This is a genomic window from Gimesia algae (genome assembly GCF_007746795.1).
In the GTDB taxonomy this organism is placed as follows: Bacteria; Planctomycetota; Planctomycetia; order Planctomycetales; family Planctomycetaceae; genus Gimesia; species Gimesia algae.
This window is the reverse complement of the sequence record NZ_CP036343.1, coordinates 1,170,938-1,185,664: the sequence shown is the minus strand read 5'-3', so window position 1 is coordinate 1,185,664 and position 14,727 is coordinate 1,170,938. Positions and strand designations below refer to the sequence as shown.

Here is a 14,727-nt window from a genome sequence, read left to right as displayed (position 1 = left end):
TCCTTAGAGAAAAAAAACAGCGGTCGGGTTGAAATTGTATTTGTGATTCAGTGGGCGAATATGACTTCTGTTGCTCTCAGTGAGGCGGTGGTGGGGAAATCTATTTCATAAGATCCAAATGATCAGGCAGGTGAAGCAGTAATGCATTTGTTGAAAGAGTATTTATCATGCTTGTTTAAAAATTAGATGGTCAAAGTGTGAAGAGTTCGAGAAGAGCATGCTGCGAACAAATCCGTCTCCTCAATCACAGTCTGAAAAGTTTGGATGAAGTTTGCAGAATTCGAAAGTAAGACACTGCTGGTCGTCACCCGAACAGGTAGGATGCGGATTGAGTCATTTGGACAGAATATGATAAAAGGATTTGATCCAGCTGATTCTATACAGCGTTATGAAATAAGAACTGACACTCCTTGCGCTTCTTCTGATGAGAGACCAGGATGACGATTAAAATCAGTTGTGGAATTTGTGGGAAGAACTACAAAGTTCAAGATGCAGCAGCCGGAAAAAAACTCCGCTGTAAAGAGTGTGGAGAAACCCTCAGGATTCCCGATCCGGTAGAAGATTTCGGTGACGGAGATGATTTCTCAAAGCTGCTTGATGACGCCGTCGAAGAGGAAGCGAAAGCAAAAACGATTCGAAGCCCCGTACGTAAGCCAATGGTCAAGGCCGAGAAGTACAAGGGGGATGAAGGTGGTCCCGCCACGCGTAAAAAGGAAAATAACTACACACAGGATCTGGTTCAGACTTTTCTGTTTCTGCTTGACCCTGCCAACCTGTTTACCTTTGTCCTTATCTGCATGCTGCTCTTTGCCAAAGATGTTATTTTGCCCTTTGCCGCAATTTTAGGCTTGATTGGCCGACTGATCATTCTGGGCTGGTACAGCAATTATCGCTTCAGCGTCATTTACGAATCGGCCACGGGACGCAAGGAACTTCCCGAATTAAGTCCCGAAGAAGGCTTCTTCATTCCGATGCTGCAGTGGATTGCCACGTGGTTCCTCGTACATTTACCGGCGATGATTTTTCTGGCTTATGCAGTCAACTTCGAAGGTTTTCTACTGATGAAAATCTTTATGGTCGGAGTCGATCATAAAGAACTGTCTGAGATGCTGACAGGAGGACAGATCGCTATTTTGATTTCTCTGTACAGTGCGGGGCTGTTTTTCTGGCCGATCCTGGCGCTTTGTGTAGCGATAGGAGGCTTTGAGACTGTATTCCGGATCGATCTGATGCTGCTCACGATTATCAAATCATTCTCAGCTTATTTCTTTACAGCTGGCGCGATGTTTATCACTGCGATCGTCTATTTCTTTACCGCTTATGTCGCTGGCGAACACGGTATCGTTGTTGTCATATTCATGATCCCCGTCTTACTTTACCTGGAAATCGTCGCGCTGAGGATGATTGGCCTGTATTATCATCACTTCAAGACACGCTTCGCCTGGCATTGGGGGTAACCACCGGGGACAGCGAATTATTTTTCGTGCACCGTATTCACGACATGATCGAAGGCAGGCCGCATTTTATCGAAGATCGCGGGATCACACAGGCAGATCAGATTGAATTGCACCCGGCCAGTCAACAGCGTCACACGGTAGCCTTGCTGTTTCCCCCCCAGCAGACTTTTCGTGGTAAAGATCGACTGACAGGCATCTCCCATTTTAGTTTTGAGTAATGTGTAGTTACCCAACTCTTCGTAGTTGGAATAGTCGTCTTCAAACTTACGTTTCATTAAATGGTGAATGCCAACCACAGGGGGTTCGATGTCATCGGCGTCGCCACCCTGGTTCATTGCCAGCCCGGCACTTCCCAGAGCAGAGCCGGCCATGTTCCCACGAATGGAGATCGTGACTTCTTCATCGGGAGAAATGAATTTAGCCCAGCTTTGCACGCCCCCCTGTCCGCCTCCGTTTTCCACTTTCCAGCCTTCAGGGTACTCAGCGCCAATATCGCCGACTTCGGGTGAGAATTTGGCGAATTTTTGTGGCACCTTAACTTTATTGGCGGGCGACTGCCCGGCACTCAGCGAACTGCCCGTTGTAAATACAAAGTACCCCAAGCCCCCTGTGATCAGCAGACCCAGTATACAGCCACCAATTAATAGTGGGAGTGGTAAACTGGCTTCCGATTTCTTTTCTGACTTGGCAGGCTTGGTGCTCGCTGACTGAGTGTTTTTTTTAGTGCCCGACTTTCCTTTGCGTTTTCGGGCACGTCGGGCGCGTTCCATGGCAGAGTTGTCGAAGTCACTAAAGTCTTCTTCATATTCATTGGGGGCAGGCTTCGATTTTTTCTTGCCGTCGGCTTCTAACACAAAGGGGGTCTCACACGATTTACATTTGACTTTTTTGCCGAGCAGATCAGGGCTCTTGAGTTTCAACTTATTCTGACAATGCGGGCAGGTTACCGTTACTTCGGGCATCGGCTGCATCTCCTGTTAGCGAATGTAGTCTGTTCTCTGTAGAGTCGTTAAAAATGAGGATTCAGTCTGAGATCAAAAGATAAAGTTTTCTAGAACGCATCACATTTAACAATAGCGTCTCTCAATCAATTATCCTCGGTCCAAATGGCTCTGGGGACGCTACAGTAAAACTGGACACAGTCTAGCTGGATATTCACTACAAGACTGACAAATACGATAGATAGAAATTCGATGTCTGGAATGCAAGATCTGACTGAGATTCCTCACCAGAAATTCATAGAGGAAAACAGAAAATAAACAGACAAACACAACCCGGTCCGCGTTCTACATCACAACAAAGCCCGTTGATATGTGTGTGTTTCTGGCGCGACAACACTCATTCAATGGGCTTTGTGTTTTAATGTGGGTCAACTCAATCTCAGATTTCTGCTGGGGCACTGGTTCACACTCTGGCGGTTTCCGGTCATAATCAAATAGATATTGCCGTCTGAGAATTGTGCCTGGGTTTTGAGGAGATACCAATGACTGAAAGATTTCCGCACTGGCTGCTGTGCCTGTTGCTTGTGATAGTAGCAGGTCAGATTAGAGTGAATGATGTTTCTGCCGCTGAGCCCCCCTGCTCCTTCGGATTTGCCAGAACGGAAATTACTCCAGAGACCCCGCTTAGACTTTCCGGTTATGGAAATCGTGCCGTCGTGTATGAAGGAGTGGACGAGCCATTGTTCGTTCGTGCAATCGCCATCAAAACACCGGAGCAGAAAATCTGTTCGCTGGTTTCGCTGGACTCGATCGGTTTTGCCGGAAGTTTTACAGACCGCATTGCGAAGCAGGTCAATCAGAAGTATGGACTGAGCCGCGATCAACTGGTCATTTGCAGCACGCATTCGCATACCGCACCGCAACCCGTCGAAGGACTGTCCAATATATTTTCCACTCCATTGACCGAGGCACAACGTGATGCTGCACAAAAATACTGGAACAGCGTGGAAGAACGGATTGTCCAGACGATTGGGCGGGCGATTGCAGATCTGCAGCCGGGAGTCATGTCTCTGGCGACGGGTAAAGTCGGTTTTGCTCAGAACCGGCGCGTGTTGAAGAATGGCAAGTGGACGGGATTCGGCGTGAATCCGGAGGGTCCTGTGGATCACAGTCTGCCAGTGCTTACGGTAACTGATTCAGCGGGAAAACTGCGCGGCTTACTCTTCAACTATGCCTGTCACTGCACGACCTTTGGTAGTGATTTTAATCGACTGAACGGGGACTGGGCCGGTTATGCTGCGAAAAGCATTGAGGAACAGCAGGGAGACATCGTCGCGATCTGCACGATCGGTTGTGGGGCTGACCAGAATCCGGTGCGCGGAAACAAAGAGGTCGCCCGCGATCTGGCGATTGGTCACGGTCGGGCGATTGCAGTCGAAGTCGCACGTCTGCTCAAGCAACCAATGCAACCGATCACCGCTCCGATGAAAACTGCATATGGCGTTGCCAGGCTTCCGTTTGATGCACCATCCGAAATGGAATTCAAACAGGCTTTGAAGAGTACACGACCTCAGGTGCACCGACATGCTGAGCAAATGCTGGCCCTTTATCAACAACCGGGCGGATTGCCGCAATCGTACCCTGCTCCGGTCCAGGTCTGGAAATTCGGTCGGCAACTCACAATGATTTTTCTGGGAGGTGAAGTCGTTGTGGACTATGCACTCCGGCTCAAGAAAGAACTCAACAGCGAAGCGGTCTGGGTGACTGCGTATGCCAATGACGTCTTCGGCTATGTCGCTTCTGAACGAATGCGGGCTGAAGGCGGCTATGAAGTTGATTTCTCAATGATCTATTACAACCAGCCCGGTCGCTGGGACAAAGGCACTGAAGAAATACTGATCCGCCGGATTCATGAACTGGAAAAGCAGGCGGAATAACATACTTCACCCTGTTTACTGAAATTGCTTGTGTTCGGCTTGCTCACCACCTGAGCTGATCGGGCTGTTTTTGATCGATCTGAGGGCCGATGTGGATATTTTTTCAATTCCGGCACAGCATTCGGTGTTGTAAGTATTGAGAATGAAAGCACTTTCCCGTTAAAATCCAGCACCTTCCCACAGGCCCGCCGCTGCGAACATGATTCGCAGGAACGGGGTCTATCAGGAAACCTAAGCGCCCGTAGCTCAGCTGGATAGAGCAACGGACTTCTAATCCGTAGGTCGGTGGTTCGAATCCACCCGGGCGTAATTTTAACTACTTTCTTGTAGTTCTTTGCGGGTTTCTGTTGTTTCAGTTCCCGCTGTCGCTATGTCCCTGGTGCTTCTTGAAATTTCCACCGCTCGAAGATTTCTTTGTAGATCTCGTCCTGGTCTATCGGCGGATAGCCTGGCGTATTTCTACTGTGCCGTGCGGATCTGTTTTGGCTTCATTATGGTCTGAAACGTTGGGAGCGTCGCAAGGCGGATCAACTCGTGGGACGACTCCTACCTGGGTGATGCAAAATTTCTGGGGGCTTGTCATGATTCCATGCGCATATGGATAGTAAATTTTGTGAATCCTGCCTAGATATATTGACAAGTGTTGATGGGTGGTGCCGGTTTTGATATATTGACATTCATAGATGTGTAATTGTCCTCCCCTACCGGCAATGATTGCTAACTCCGTATCTAGATCGCATCACATTTAACCATCGCGTCTCTCAGTCTATGATACTCGGTCCAAATGGCCTTGGAGACACTACAGTAAAACTGGACACAGTTTATCCCGCCACACTCACCAGGCAAAGGAGCAGGAATGTCTCGACAAATTGCAGAATTTTGCGATGGCATCTCACGACGATCTGTTGTGAAAGCTGGTTTGACCGGCTTGATAGGGCTTTCTCTTCCCGACATTCTTCGCCTGAAGGCAGACACTGCAAAACGGGGACATTCAAAGCAGGATACGGCGATCATCTTTCTGGAACTGGCGGGGGGGCCGGCTCAGCATGAGACTTATGATCCCAAACCGAATGCCCCTTCTGAGTATCGGGGGCCCCTCAATCCGATCAGCACGGCCGTTCCTGGAGTGCAGTTCAGTGAGTTCATGAAAGAACAGGCACGGGTACTGGATAAAATGGCAATTATCCGTTCCATTCATCACGATTCAGGCAGCCATGGCACGAGCAGCCATCTGACGCAAACCGGTTATTACCTGCGCGATCGCCAGAACAGAGAAAATGAAATGCCGAGTATCGGATGTATTACATCCAAAGTGCGCGGCAGTAATACAGAGGGAATTCCGGCGTATGTCTCATTGCCACGCGATATGCGTTTTGGTCGTGCGGCCTGGTTGGGTAAAGGCTATAATCCTTTCATCACCGCACGCGATGCGGATGAAAAAAACTTTGCGGTTCCCAACCTTACTCTATTAGGCGGTCTGACTGCAGCGCGGATGCAGGACCGTCAGGCTTTGCTGGCCAGCTTCGATGCCACTCGCAGAATTATTGACAACAACGGTGTCGGTGATGCGCTCGATCAATACACTCAAGAAGCCTTTGAGATGGTGTCAGGTGACACGGCACGCAAAGCGTTCGATCTCTCTCAGGAGGATGAGAAAACGCGTGATCGCTATGGCAGGACCTCGTTTGGTCAAAACATCTTGCTCGCCCGTCGATTGGTGGAACATGGTGTGACCGTGGCTTCCGTGCGCGTGACCGGCCCGAGTTGGGACGATCATCGGGATCTGGTCAAACGTATGCGGGAAAAGGGCATCCCTTATGACCGTGCGTTTGCTGCACTGGTTGAAGACCTTCATGAACGAGGTCTCGACAAAAAGGTGATGGTGGTGGCCATGGGAGAATTTGGACGCACTCCAAAATTCAATAAGACTGCCGGCCGCGACCATTGGGGACGCGTAATGAGCGTTGCTCTGGCGGGGGGCGGAATCAAAACCGGTCAGGTGATTGGTTCTTCTGATGATCAAGGTGGTACACCGGTCGACGCCCCCTATCGTCCCGAAAATGTGCTGGCGATGCTGTATCGCCATCTGGGCATCGACCCTGCCACTACGTTTCTGGATCATAGTGGTAGGCCCCGGTATATTCTTGAACGCCGGGAGTTGATTACCGAATTGACCTGAAACAGGGGGTCATCGGGGCCATCTGATCTCTAAGACAACGACCTTTTCTGCGCTCAATAGCATTTATGCGTTGCGGGATGGTCTGCTTTTTACCCCCCGTTGAGCAGCAGAACACTGGCTTCTGGTTCTGTTTATAATTAAACTGGGAATATCAATCAAATTTCGCACCCCGATCCTCTGTCGCACTTTTATACGGATTACGCTCGAACAATGAAACATTTTTTGCTCACCATTGCAGACTCTTCCCTGAAAACCGCCTGCTGGACCGTTGCTCTGTGTCTGACGCTCTGTGTGACCAGCTTTGCCAGTGCGGCGCCGCTGGTTTATGAAGGGACTGAAGGGCCTGGAAAAGGAAAACACATCGTTTTTCTGGCAGGCGATCATGAGTACCGGTCTGAGGAATCGCTGCCGGAACTGGCACGCATTCTGGCTAAGCACCATGGTTTCAAGTGCACAGTTCTGTTTAATATCGATCCGGAAACTGGCGAAATCGTGGCGGGAAACTCGAACATGCCGGGACTCAAAGCACTCAAGACTGCGGATCTCGCGGTTGTGTTTTTGCGGTTTCAGAATTTCCCCAAGGAACAGATGCAGTATTTCGTCGATTACCTCAAACGGGGTGGCCCGGTGGTGGGAATGCGGACCGCGACGCACGCATTCAACATGCCTGAGACTGCTCCCTTTTCGGAATATTCTTACAACAGCAAAGATAAAGACTACGAGTTAGGCTTTGGTCATCAGGTGTTAGGGCAGACCTGGGTGGGGCACTATGGAACCAACCATAAGCAGAGCACGCGCATCAAAGTTGTTGACGACAAAAAGAATCACCCGATTCTGCGGGGGGTGAAAGACATCTGGGTGCAGGCCGGCGGCTATGTCGGCAAACCCACTGATGGTGAAGTGTTAACAATGGCGCAGCCTTTGAACGGCATGAAACAGGATTCCCCTGCTGATGAAACGAAGCCGCCTATGCCCTCGGAATGGACGCGGACCTATACTTCCCCGTCCGGAAAGAAGGGCCGCGTTTTCACAACGCTCTACGGGACGCCTGAAGATCTGTTGAATGCAGGCTACCGCCGGATGCTGGTCAACGCGTGTTTCTGGGCTCTGGGTATGGAAAACGCGATCAAAGCGGACGCGAACGTTGACTTCGTCGGGCCGTTCAAACCCAATACGTTTGGCAATGGAACGTACGCTCACGGTATCAAGCCAGATGCATATGCCGGATTCGAAAGTCCAATTCCTGCCAATCACAACACGAAAAAAACTGAAGCAAAAAAGAAGGGTCCCAAGAAAGCTCCCGCGAAGAATCACAGTCACGAGCACGGGGCAAAGAAAAACGGGGCACAGGCCAAAAAATCACAGAAGTCAACGGCTGCACTTGTGACAGGTAAACCAGCGCGTTTTGTGCGGATCGAACTCCCGGGCAATAAGCGTATTCTCACACTGGCGGAAGTCGAAATATTCAGTGGAGGCAAAAATATTGCGAAGAACGGCAAGGCTTCGCAGTCGAGCACGATGGGGTCCGGAGTCGCCGCCAAGGCGCTGGATGGCAATAAAAGTTCAGACTGGGGAAAAGGGGGGCAGACACATACCGCCAACGCGGGTACAAAGAATCCGTGGTGGGAAGTCGACTTGGGGCAGCCTGTCGATGTGGAAAAGATTGGTATCTGGAACCGTCAGGGATTCGAGGGCCGCCTCGAAAATTTTACGCTGACATTACTTGATGCGGATCGCAAAGAAGTGTTTCAGGTTACGAAGGTGGCGGCTCCCTTTACCATGGAGATTGATGTCAAGAACCGGGGCAAACTGGAATACCTGACATTCAACGGCAAGCCCGGTGTCCCTTATAAGTCGACCTCCAAGTCAGTCGGTTCGGATTCACCCACTCAAGTCGAGGATCCCACGTTGGCCGATGTGCCGACCGGTTATCGTGATCCCCTGCCGTTTGCATTTCAACAGGGGGATGTCGTTGCCATTCTGGGGAATGGACTGCCCGACCGGATGCAGCATGACGGGTGGCTGGAAACGCTGTTACAGAGTGAATTGCCAGGGAAACAGGTTCGTTTTCGGAATATGAGCGCGAGCGGCGATCGCGTGGATTCGTTCCCGCGCAGCAAGGGGGCAGCTACGATCACTGAATACCTGCGGCATGTGAAGGCGGACGTGGTATTCGCATTCTTCGGGTTTAATGAATCATTTGAGGGAGTAAAGCAGGCGGGCGCGTATCAGCGAAAGCTTGTGGACTTTGTTAAAAAGACACGTGGTTCCAAGGCGAACGGAAAATCATTCCCCCGAATTGTCTTGTTCAGCCCCATTGCACATGAAGATACCGGGAACAAAAACGTGCCTGACGGCAAGGCGCACAACGTTCAACTTGCCGCCTATACCAAGGCAACGGCAGCCGCAGCACGGGAAGCGGGCGTCGCGTATGTTGACTTGTTCCACCCTTCTCTGCAGATGTTTAAAGAGTCGAGCACGCCTTTGACCATCAACGGGGTACATCTGACCGAGGAAGGTAACAAAAAGCTTGGAGAAATTATCGCGTCGGCTCTGTCTGGTCACCAGGTGAGCGCATCGCAAACGATGGAGCCACTGCGGTCTGCTGTACTGGATAAGGCCTATAAGTGGAATAACCGCTATCGCGCCCGCGATGGCAACGATGTGTGGGGTGGCCGCTCCATTCTTGCATTTACGAATGATCAGACCAATGCCGTTGTTTTGCAGCACGAGCTTTCGATGCTGGATGTGATGACGAATAATCGCGATGCCCGAATCTGGGCGGTCGCTCAAGGTCAGGATTTCAAAGTCGACGACAGCAATGTGCCGCAGCCGGTGAAGGTGATTTCGAATGTGGGTGGAGGCAGCAAGAGTTCCAGTGCCGTGAAAGAGGGGAACCTCAACTACATCAGTGGGCAGGAAGGCATCGAGCATATGGCTCTGGCTGACGGGTTTGAGGTCAGCCTCTTCGCCGATGAAAAACAATTCCCTGAACTGGTCAACCCGGTACAAATGCAATTCGATACCCAGGGGCGCCTGTGGGCGGCTGTCTGGCCGACCTATCCCAAGTGGGAACCGCTGAAAGAGATGGACGATGCGTTAATCATTCTGCATGATGATGACCACGATGGCAAAGCAGATCGCGTGACCGAGTTCGCCCGGATCCAGAATCCACTGGGTTTTGAATTCTGGAATGGGGGCGTGCTGGTGGCTTCTGCGCCGGAAATTGTGTTCCTCAAGGATACTGATGGCGACGACGTGGCTGATGTGCGCACCGTGATGCTGCAGGGCCTCGATTCTTCTGATACCCATCATGCCGCGAACAATCTGATCTATGGTCCGGATGGTGCAATTTACTGGCAGAGTGGTGTGTTTATGGTGCATAACCACGAGCATCCCTGGGGACCTTCGCTTCAGGCCGCGGAATCGGCCATGTATCGTTTCGACCCGCGACGATTCACCATTTCAATGCATGCGGTGAATTCTCCCAACCCGCACGGCATTTCGTTTGATTATTGGGGTTATCATTACGCGACTGATGGTACTGGTGGCCGGGCGTACCAGGTTCGACCGGATAAGGCCGGGTTCAAAATGCACGAGCTGTTGAAGAAAGAAGTGCGGCCTGTGACAGCCAGCGAAGTGGTCAGCAGTGCTCACTTCCCGGAGTCAATGCAGGGTGACTTCCTGATCTGTAACGTGATCGGTTTTCTGGGCATCAAGCATTATGACCTGGCGCGGAACGGCGAAGATGGAACCGTGTGGGGTGAACCTGCCGGTGCTGATCTGACGGTGATGAGAGTCAATGCAGACGGCTCCAAAACGGAGGACAAATCAAAAGGTCTGATGATGAGCGGAGACAAGAATTTCCGCCCTGCCGATGCAATTTTTGCCCCCGATGGCTCGCTGTATTTCTGCGACTGGCATAACGTGATTATTGGTCACATGCAGCATAATGTTCGCGATCCCAACCGCGACCACAAACATGGTCGTATTTATCGAATGACTGCCAAGGGACGTCCTCTGCAGGAACCGGTCGCCATTGACGGCCAGCCGATTGCCGCCTTGCTCGACAATTTGAAATCGCCCATCGATGGCATCCGCCACCGTACCCGAGTCGAACTGAGTGAACGCGATTCAGACGCCGTGCTCACCGCCACGAAGGAGTGGGTTAAGCAATTTGATCCGAATAAAAAAGAAGATGCGCATCATCTGCTGGAAGCACTCTGGCTGCATCAGCAACACAACGATCGGAATCTGGAATTACTGGGAGTGCTGTTAAAGTCTCCTGAGCCTCACGCACGCATTGCCGCCAACACGGTGAAGCATTTGTGGTTCAATGTTGAAAGTACGATGCGTGGTGGGGTGATCGCGGAATCGGAAGAAGCGGCGACACAGAAGTCAGGCATTCTCAGTGATACGCCTGAACTCACGACGATTCGCATTGGGACGATCCGCGAACGGATGAGATATGATGTGACAAAACTGACCGTCAAGCCTGGTAAGAAAGTGAAACTGACGTTTGCGAACCCGGATTATATGCCGCATAACATTATGCTGGTCAATCCCGGGAAAGCCGATGAAGTGGGGCTGGCGGCAATTGATCTGGGAGCCAGCGGGTTTTCCGTCGGCTTTGTTCCCGAGAGTAAAGAGATTCTGTGGGCCAGCAAGCTGGTGGACCATGGTCAGGAAGAGACGATCGAGTTCGTCGCTCCGACGCAAGAAGGCGCGTATCCTTACATCTGCTCGTTTCCCGGGCATCACCTGCTGATGCGAGGAACGATGTACATAACCAACGATTTGAAGGAGTTTCTCGCGAAAAATCCGGAACAGGTTACTAAGATTACAGAATGGAAACTGTCCGATCTGGAAGCAGACCTGAAACGGGTGGGACAGCATCGAAACTTTACTCGGGGACAGCAGGTTTTCACTAAACTTGCCTGTGCCCAGTGTCACAAAATAAATAAGGACAGCGTCGCTCTTGGCAAGAATCTTTCGATTGGTCCCAATCTGGACGAAGTTGTGAAGAAGCATAAGAACGATGCCAAAGCAATTCTGTCGGAGATCCTTGAGCCCTCCCGCAAGATTGAGGAAAAGTACAGAACGGTACTACTTCTGCTGGAAGACGGACGGAGTCTCAACGGTAATATTGTCACTGAAGATGAGACATCAATGACCATTGTAACGGGGCCACCCCAGGTGAAGGAGCAGAAGGTTCTAAAGAGTTCGATCGAATTTCAACGTACCTCTCCTGTCTCCATCATGCCGGCTGCCCTGCTTAATACGCTGGACAAAGAAGAAATTCTCGATCTGCTCGCGTATGTGCTCTCAGGTGGAAACGCTAAAGATGCGGCCTTCCATCATCATCATTAACCGCGAACCGTATTAAAATTGTGATCGAATGGAAGTGGCGACGCGAATGTGATTGTAACTGATCACACTGGCGCGCCACGCATTTTCTCCATGATATTTACAAGGATACCAGAGCAAGGTTAGTACTGCTACAGGCTTTGTGGACGAAGTCTATGCCTTGCATTGAAGAGGGCGTCTCTATTCGCCTGATGTCATCTGTTAATTGACATCAGTTTCGGGTGCGTCGCCAGTTCCTGCAGGTCCTGTATATCGATGGGTTTTACGAAGAACTCATCACAACCGTGTTCTCGCGCCTGATGACGGCGTAGGTCGTCACTATGTCCGGTTAAAGCAACGATGAGTGTTGTGTTATTTTGATCAAGGCGTCGTAGTTCCCGGGCAACTTCCAGGCCATTCATGTCTGGCAGCATCAGGTCCAATATGACAATTTCCGGCGCATATTCCTGAAACATTCGGATGGCAGTGACGCCGTTGGCAGCCACCAGCGGCTCGTGTCCCAGTTTATCAAACAGGAGAGATAGCATACGGGAAATCCCGACCATATCCTCTATGATAAGAACTCGACGGGAGCGAATGTTCTCAGAAGACGAAGGTGTTGACTCGGGTTCCACAAAAGTGTTGATCTCCTCCAGTTCCAGAGCGGGCAGTCTGACGGAGAATGTAGAGCCCCGATCCGCGCCTTCACTATCTGCCGAGACACTTCCCTGGTGGAGATCGACCAGTTGTTTTACCAGGCTGAGTCCTAAGCCGAGCCCTCCATTAGAATGCAATTTCGAGCGTTGCTCCTGTGTGAATGTAGTAAAGACGTCCTGCAGTAAATTGGGATCAATTCCAAATCCATTATCGCAGACTTCGATTACGGCAGTATCCCTATCCTGTTTTGTGGTAAGCCGGATAGTGCCTTCGTTGTCTGTATATTTCGAGGAATTTGTCAACAGGTTAGCGAACACCTGTGTTAACCGAATTTCATCTCCCTCAATCTGGATCGGTGTGTCTGACAGATGCAGCTTCAAATTCTGCTGTTTCTCTCGAATGAGTGGATGAACGGTTTCGATGGCACGATAGAGAACGTTCGTCAGGTCGAGTGTTTCTTTTTTTAATTCAATCTTGCCGTGTGCAATTCGGGATGCATCCAGTAAATCATTGATCAGATGTTTCATTTGATGAAGTTGTCGCTGCATGGTCTCGCGAGACTCACGAATGAGAGACGGATTGAGATCATCCATCTGCAGCAGTCCCATGGCCAGTTCCATAGGTGCCAGTGGACCTCTCAATTCATGGGCCAGCATGGCAAGGAATTCATCCTTACGACGGTCGGCCTGCTGTAAGGCTTCTGCCTTCTCCTGATTCGTCTTATTCAACGCAGCCAGTTCCACATTCGCTTTATTCAGCTTACGTTGCAGAGTGATCAGACTGTTATTCAAACGGCTGAGATCATCGTCCGTCTGGTGGAGTCCGGCAGGAGCCTGGAATTCTACCTGTTGAGGAGTTGAAGACGAAGGTGGTTGTCTGTCAGCCTGATTTTGGGGTTGGATCAGTCGACTGGCGACGCGTATCGCGGCTTTTCCGTCCAGGGCATCAGCGTCGGCTCCGATACGTTTCCAGAGATAGGGATCGATATTAAAGGGGTAGCCTCCTGCGAGGATCTTCACCCGTTCACATCCCGGGTAGGAACGTACGATGCGGATGACATCAGCCATGCCCGACAAATGCTGTGTCATCGTGCAGGAAATAGCGAGTATTTGTGCGCTGCTGGAAGCGAGAGTCTCCGCAATGCTTTCCGGTGGTACGTTTGCTCCCAGGTAAATGGTATTCCAGCCACTGACTTCGAAGAGATCAGCGACGATCCGCAGACCCACTTCATGCAACTCATCGCCCACACAGGTTGCGACGAGTGTCTGGTTAGCGGAAGATGTTGTGAGAAACCAGGGCTGAAGCTGGGACATGACAAACTGCGTTGCGGCGGTACAATAATGTTCCTGGGCCACGCTGATTTGTCCCGTCTGCCACAAACGGCCCAGTTCGTGTTGCGCGGGTTGAATGACATTCAGGTAGATTGATTCAATTTCTACCCCTGCTTCCATGGCTTTCAGCACCATGTTTAGTGCATCGTGGCGACGAGTGTCGAGCAATGCTGCCAGATAATTACTCTGGAGCTGTGCCTGCGGGGGACTGGCACGCGCGGGGGGCTCTGGAGGGCATTCTACGAGAAGCGATTTTCTGGCCGTGTCTATATAATGTTTAACGACGCTAGCGGCTTCTTGTGGAAACTCTGCTTCGACGATGCAGACCAGTTCGTCCAGAAAGTGAGAGATCTCACAAAAATAAGGGGAAACTGATTGGGGAAGCCGGGTTACCCATTGTACATAATCATTCAGTAGAACCGGGCTTTTGAATTCAATACAGGCAGCGAGAATATGAATGTGGGTCTCAGACTGTTCAAGTCTTTCAACAGGAGAGACACCCTGATTCACAATAGACGAGGACTCCAAATGCAAGCAAATGGTTTCCGCGATACTTCGTCGCCCCTCTCTGAGCATGTGAGCAGAGATACGGGCCGTGTCAGTCACGCACAGATCTCCGTCAAAAAAAGTAACAATCACATCTCAGACTTTGTACAGTTTATGGAGTCCGATTGCAGAATTCAACAACCCATTTGAAAAATAGTGCTAAGGATGGGGATGCGACTAATTATTGAGGGGTAATGTCGTCACTGAATAAGGCATTGATAAAAGAAACACGTCCAGGACATAACGCCTGTCTTCCACTATTCGTGGGAGCACCCAGAGAACGACTGCGACAATCTGTCAGCTGTTAGTGTTTTAATGAACTTTCTTGAAGTT

The 14,727-nt window shown here is 50.6% G+C and carries 6 protein-coding genes and 1 tRNA gene; 5 read left to right on the top strand and 2 right to left on the bottom strand.

Annotated features, from left to right (window positions below):
* The first annotated feature begins 437 nt into the window (after positions 1 to 437).
* The gene (locus tag Pan161_RS04415) at positions 438 to 1,457 is read left to right on the top strand and encodes a hypothetical protein (protein WP_145224394.1); all 1,020 of its coding nucleotides are present in this window, start codon (positions 438 to 440) and stop codon (positions 1,455 to 1,457) included.
* Positions 1,458 to 1,474: 17 nt separating this feature from the next.
* On the opposite strand, the gene Pan161_RS04410 is transcribed toward Pan161_RS04415, so the two are convergent.
* Complete coding sequence (locus Pan161_RS04410) at positions 1,475 to 2,419, bottom strand: zinc ribbon domain-containing protein (protein WP_145224392.1); 945 nt, start codon at positions 2,417 to 2,419, stop codon at positions 1,475 to 1,477.
* A 521-nt stretch (positions 2,420 to 2,940) separates the two neighbouring features.
* Between Pan161_RS04410 and Pan161_RS04405 the strand changes: the two genes are divergently transcribed.
* The 4 genes from Pan161_RS04405 to Pan161_RS04390 all read left to right on the top strand — a co-directional run bounded on the left by Pan161_RS04405 (position 2,941) and on the right by Pan161_RS04390 (position 11,884).
* Positions 2,941 to 4,335 (top strand): neutral/alkaline non-lysosomal ceramidase N-terminal domain-containing protein, encoded by a 1,395-nt coding sequence (locus tag Pan161_RS04405; protein WP_145224390.1) that lies wholly within the window; start codon positions 2,941 to 2,943, stop codon positions 4,333 to 4,335.
* 235 nt (positions 4,336 to 4,570) lie between these two features.
* Positions 4,571 to 4,644: transfer RNA gene (locus Pan161_RS04400), tRNA-Arg, on the top strand.
* 547 nt (positions 4,645 to 5,191) lie between these two features.
* Positions 5,192 to 6,514, top strand: coding sequence for a DUF1501 domain-containing protein (locus tag Pan161_RS04395; protein ID WP_145224388.1), 1,323 nt, complete (start codon positions 5,192 to 5,194; stop codon positions 6,512 to 6,514).
* A 210-nt stretch (positions 6,515 to 6,724) separates the two neighbouring features.
* Complete coding sequence (locus Pan161_RS04390) at positions 6,725 to 11,884, top strand: PVC-type heme-binding CxxCH protein (protein WP_145224386.1); 5,160 nt, start codon at positions 6,725 to 6,727, stop codon at positions 11,882 to 11,884.
* Positions 11,885 to 12,075: 191 nt separating this feature from the next.
* On the opposite strand, the gene Pan161_RS04385 is transcribed toward Pan161_RS04390, so the two are convergent.
* Positions 12,076 to 14,454, bottom strand: a complete 2,379-nt coding sequence (locus tag Pan161_RS04385) for an ATP-binding protein (RefSeq protein WP_145224383.1) — start codon at positions 14,452 to 14,454, stop codon at positions 12,076 to 12,078.
* Positions 14,455 to 14,727 lie beyond the last annotated feature (273 nt).